Raw genomic sequence first — 4,753 nt, 5'->3', positions numbered from 1 at the left:
CTGAAACAGGTGACCATCGAGGATGCGGCCAGGGCTGAGGACATCTTCGTGATTCTGATGGGCGACGCGGTCGAGCCGAGAAGGGAGTTCATACTGGCCCACGCCCTCGAAGTCGTGAATCTTGACGTGTAGGTGGTCGATTGGAGGAGGAAGCAGAGACCAGGACCACAAAGAGACCGATAGAGCAGGAGATGGAGAGCTCCTACATCGACTACGCCATGAGCGTGATCGTCGGAAGGGCCCTTCCCGATGTCAGGGACGGCCTGAAACCCGTTCACCGTAGGATCCTGTATGCGATGAAGGATATGGGGCTGGACTCTTCGAAGCCCCACAAGAAATGCGCCAGGGTCGTTGGCGAGACCCTTGGAAAGTATCATCCGCACGGAGACCAGGCCATATACGACGCCCTCGTGAGAATGGCGCAGGACTTCAGTCTGAGGTACATGATCATCGACGGTCACGGCAACTTCGGATCGGTCGACGGGGACGAGGCCGCCGCGATGAGATACACGGAATGCAGGCTCATGAAAATAGCGGATGAGCTGCTTGCCGACATCAACAAGGACACGGTGGACTTCGTCGACAACTTCGACGGCTCGCTGAAGGAGCCGACCGTTCTGCCCTCGAAACTACCGAACCTTCTGGTCAACGGCTCTAGCGGGATAGCCGTGGGGATGTCCACGAACATGCCCCCCCACAACCTCTCCGAGGTGGTCGACGGTATAGTGCTCCTGATCGAGAACCCCGACGCGGACACGAGGGAGCTTCTCGAGGTCATAAAGGGCCCGGATTTCCCCACTGGCGGGATCCTCTACGGGACCAGGGGAGTCGTGGAAGCGTATCACATGGGAAGGGGCGTCATCCGTGTCCGCGCAAAGGTGGAGATCGAGTCCGTCAAGAAGAAGCGATCCATCGTTGTCACCGAGATCCCGTACATGGTCAACAAGTCCACTCTCCTCGAGAAGATAGCCCACCTGGTCAGGGACAGGCAGATCGACGGGATCGTCGACCTGAGGGACGAGAGCGACAGGGAGGGAATGAGGATCGTCATGGACCTCAGGAGGGACGCCAATGAGGAAGTGATCCTGAACCAGCTCTACGCAAGGACGCAGATGCAGTCCACCTTTGGAATCATAAACATCGCTCTCGTCGACGGGGCACCGAAGGTCCTGACGCTCAGGGAGATACTTCAGTGCTTCATCGAGTTCAGGGAGGAGATAGTCAGAAAGCGCACGGAGTTCGATCTGAACAAGGCGATGGAGAGGAAGCATATCGTCGAGGGCCTAATCACGGCCATTGACAACCTGGACGATGTCATACACCTCATAAGGAAATCGAGAAACGCGGAGGAGGCGAGGAACGGCCTCATCGAGAAATTCGAATTGACGGAGATCCAGGCAAAGGCCATCCTCGAGATGAGGCTCCAGAAGCTGACGGGACTGGAGATAGAGAACCTCCGCAAGGAGATGGAACAGCTCAAGAAGACCATAGAGGAGCTGGAGAGCATCCTGGCGTCGGAGGAGAGGATCCTCCAGATAATCAAGGACGAGGTTCTGGAGCTCAAGGAGAAGTACGGGGACGAGAGGAGGACCGAAATAGACACGCACCCGCAGGACCTCGAGATCGAGGACCTCATACCGGTCGAGGATGTCGTCGTGACCATCACCAACACGGGGTACATCAAGCAGCTCCCGCTCGACACGTACAGGAAGCAGAGGAGAGGAGGCGTCGGCCTCATCGGCATGGAGACGAAGGAGGAGGACTACATCGTCGACATGTTCGTCACCTCCACGCACAATGACATTCTCTTCTTCACGAGCAAGGGGCGAGTCCACTGGTTGAGGGCCTGGAGACTGCCGAGAGGGGGAAGGCACGCGAAGGGGAAGCCCATCGTGAACCTACTCCCGAGACTGGAAAAAGGAGAGAGCATCAGCGCAATGATCCCGATCAAGGAGTACGACGAATCCCACTATCTCGTTTTCGCGACCCGCAGAGGGAAGATAAAGAAGACCGCTCTGACAGCCTACAGGCACCAGAGGGTCACGGGGATATGGGCGATAAAGCTCCGGGAGGGCGACAGCCTCGTGGGTGTGAACCTGTCCGACGGAGGCAAGGAGATCGTGCTCGCCACGAGGCAGGGCAAGGCGGCCAGATTCTCGGAGAAGGAATTCCGCGCGACCGGTAGATACACGATGGGGGTCAAGGGCGTCCGCCTTAGAGGGAACGACAGGGTGGCGAGCCTCGCCGTGGTTGACGAGGACTCCGTGCTGCTCACCATCACCGAGAACGGATACGGGAAGCGATCTCTGGTGTCCTCATATCGAAGAACGAGGAGAGGCGCGATGGGAGTGATAACGATAGTCACGAGCAAGAGGAACGGGCTCGTTGTCTGCGCCAAGAGGGTCGAGGAGGACGACGAGCTGATAATCACGAGCGTCAAGGGGATGACCATAAGGATCCCGGTCGCCGGGATACGGGTGATGGGAAGGGCGACCATGGGAGTCAAGATGATGAGGATGAAAGGGAAGGACAGAGTGGAGGCGGTGGCAAGGCTGGTCACCGAGGAGCTGGCCGAGGTGGAGGAGCCCGAAGAGCCCGAGTCAGTCGAGGGAGTCAAAATCGACTTCGACGCCCAGACCCGGCCTTCCGGAGACGATGAGAAGGCCTGATTCGAACCCGAGTGCGTCCTTGGCGAAGTCATTCGGGAACGTGAAATGGGAGTCCAGGTCCAGGAACTCGACCGTGCTTCCGGAGAGTGCCAGATGGAGACCCGCCGCGATCGACAGGGCGGACTCGGAGTAGCATCCGACCTGCGTGCCGGCGTTGAATGCATCGCAGATGGAATCTATCTTCAGTGACTCGGTTATGCCCCCGCATTTGAGAAGCTTGATGTTCAGAAGGCGGACGATCCCACCCGCGAGCATCGAAGCGGCCTCCTGGGAGCTCTTGAAGGACTCGTCTGCCATGATCGGGACGATAGAAAGGTCGCTCAGCTTCTTCAGAGACGCGAAGTCACTTCGGGACACTGGCTGCTCGAGATACGCAAGACCCATATCCCTAGTCCTCTTGACGAATTCAACGGCCTTCTCGTACGAGTAGCCCTGGTTGGCGTCAACGGAGAGCACGATGTCACGGGGTACCGCCTCCCTGACCGCCAAGAGTCTGGCTATGTCCTCGTCTATGTCAAGACCGATCTTCATCTTTATGGCCTTGAAGCCGCGAGAAATGATTTGTGTCGCCCTCTCCAGGGTCTGGTCGAAATCAGTAATGCCTATCGACATGTCAGTCATCATTCTGTCCCTGCTCCCGCCAAGGATGTCGTAGAGCGGCCTGCCGGAGGCCTTCCCGATCAGATCCCAGAGGGCGATGTCCAGACATGCCCTGGCGCAGTTGCTCTTTGGGTGAGAGGAAGCCATCTTCTCGTTGAGCGCCTGGATCTCCGTCGCCTCGGCTCCGATGAGCTCCTTGCTCAGGGTCCGCAGGTCCTCGCGAATGCTGTCGGGCGTCTCGCCCGTGACGCTGGAAGGGCAGCAACTTCCCAATCCGCAGAAGTCCTCGGTCTCGATCCTGGCGACGAAGTTGAGAGCCGATTTGGATGTTCCCGTGGCGATGATGAACTCTTCCTCCCGCTCAAGGAGGACTTCCCTGAAGTCGATTCCTCTAATCCGCACTCTTCCCCCTCGCCGAGTCCAGTGGATAGCTGTCGCACAAGCCCGCAAGTTCGCAATCGTAGCAGAATGGAGATATCGGCCTGCAGACATCCTGACCGAACCTCACGAAGAGCTCGTTCAACCTGACCCAGTACCTCTCGGGAACGACGTTCGAGAGAGATTCCTCCGTCTGGTCGGGGTTCTTCGTTCGCACGAGGCCCAGCCTGTTCGAGATCCGGTGCACGTGCGTGTCCACCGGGATGGCGGGCTTTCCGAACGCGTAGACGAGGACGCAGTTCGCCGTCTTCCTTCCCACCGCTGGAAGCTTCAGTAGGGAATCGAGGTCCTCGGGGACGTTGCCCTCGTGCTCGCTCACGAGAAGAGAGGCGACCCGCTTGATGTTCCCCGCCTTCATCCTGTAGAAACCTGCTGGCTTGATGAGGCTCTCGATCTCGTGAACGTCGGCGCCCGCCAAGGACTCCGGTGTCGGGAAGACCTCGAAGAGGTTCGTGGCGGCCCGGTTCGTGTTCTCATCCTTCGTCCTGTGCGAGAGGATTGTGGATATCAGCACGCGGTAGGGGTCCCTCATCTGACGGCTTATCGCCGTCCCTTTCCCCTTCCCTGGAAACGCTCCAACATGATATCGGCGGGAAAGGAGTCCCATCATCTCATCGATCCTCCCACCAGCCTTTGATTTCGTCATGAGATGATGATTGCTATCCAAGCCAGAATGATAAAAGTATGCTTGAACAACAAGGTATAAATGGAGGCAGAATAATCGCAACACGTGCACCCCTCTGAAGCTATCAGGAGCGTCAAGAGCGACAAGCTCGAAGGCGAGACCATCGTGATAGGGATAACGGGAAGCATTGCGGCCGTCGAGTCCGTGAAGCTCATTCGCGAGCTGATCCGGCACGGTGCCGATATCGTGCCCGTGATGTCCAAGGAAGCGGAGAGGATAGTGCATCCAAACTCCATCGAGTTCGCGAGCGGGAAGAAGCCCATCATCGAGCTGGACGGCAGTGTCCCCTATGTCGGGCTCTGCGGGGCCAGTGGCACGGCCAGTGCGCTGTTGGTGGCTCCGGCGACGGCGAACACCATAT

General features: G+C 58.2%; 5 protein-coding genes. 3 read left to right on the top strand and 2 right to left on the bottom strand.

Annotation, left to right across the window (positions count from 1 at the left end):
- A partial coding sequence (locus tag LN415_09455; protein MCJ2557310.1) for a hypothetical protein occupies positions 1–132 on the top strand: 132 nt, incomplete at its 5' end.
- Between the two features lie 8 nt (positions 133–140).
- Positions 141–2,669 carry a DNA gyrase subunit A gene (gyrA, locus tag LN415_09450; protein MCJ2557309.1) on the top strand — a complete coding sequence of 843 codons (2,529 nt, stop codon included), beginning with the start codon at positions 141–143 and terminating at the stop codon, positions 2,667–2,669.
- Here the strand turns inward: gyrA and LN415_09445 are convergent.
- Both LN415_09445 and LN415_09440 read right to left on the bottom strand, forming a co-directional pair.
- Positions 2,601–3,671 carry a dipeptide epimerase gene (locus LN415_09445; protein ID MCJ2557308.1) on the bottom strand — a complete coding sequence of 357 codons (1,071 nt, stop codon included), beginning with the start codon at positions 3,669–3,671 and terminating at the stop codon, positions 2,601–2,603. The two genes, gyrA and LN415_09445, sit on opposite strands and share 69 nt — an antisense overlap.
- Positions 3,661–4,353 carry an endonuclease III gene (locus tag LN415_09440; protein ID MCJ2557307.1) on the bottom strand — a complete coding sequence of 231 codons (693 nt, stop codon included), beginning with the start codon at positions 4,351–4,353 and terminating at the stop codon, positions 3,661–3,663. The genes LN415_09445 and LN415_09440 overlap by 11 nt, the downstream gene beginning before the upstream one ends.
- An 84-nt stretch (positions 4,354–4,437) precedes the next feature.
- Here LN415_09440 and LN415_09435 point away from each other — a divergent pair.
- Positions 4,438–4,753 (top strand): hypothetical protein (locus tag LN415_09435; GenBank protein MCJ2557306.1); only part of this gene is annotated, 316 nt, incomplete at its 3' end.

It is taken from the genome of Candidatus Thermoplasmatota archaeon, assembly GCA_022848865.1.
Lineage (GTDB): Archaea > Thermoplasmatota > Thermoplasmata > RBG-16-68-12 > JAGMCJ01 > JAGMCJ01.
The sequence above is the reverse complement of the archived record's forward strand: the minus strand, read 5'-3'. Positions and strand labels throughout refer to the sequence as shown.